The organism is Bacillus sp. AF23, assembly GCF_020861455.1.
GTDB lineage: Bacteria > Bacillota > Bacilli > Bacillales > Bacillaceae > Bacillus > Bacillus halotolerans.
On record NZ_JAJHVY010000020.1, the window covers coordinates 1 to 239 of the forward strand.

Sequence of the window (239 nt, forward strand, 5' to 3'; positions counted from 1 at the left end):
GAACCCGTGTTACCGCCGTGAAAGGGCGGTGTCTTAACCGCTTGACCAACGGGCCCAGACCTTCAATTGTGATTATGTATAAGTATCAGTGGCGGAGAGCAAGGGATTCGAACCCTTGAGACGGAGTTGACCGCCTACACGATTTCCAATCGTGCTCCTTCGACCACTCGGACAGCTCTCCAATAATGGCTCCGCAGGTAGGATTCGAACCTACGACCGATCGGTTAACAGCCGATAGC

The 239-nt window shown here is 53.6% G+C and carries 1 tRNA gene; it reads right to left on the bottom strand.

The features are described 5' to 3' along the window. Positions 1-89: 89 nt before the first annotated feature. Positions 90-181: transfer RNA gene (locus LNN34_RS11835), tRNA-Ser, on the bottom strand. Positions 182-239: the final 58 nt, after the last annotated feature.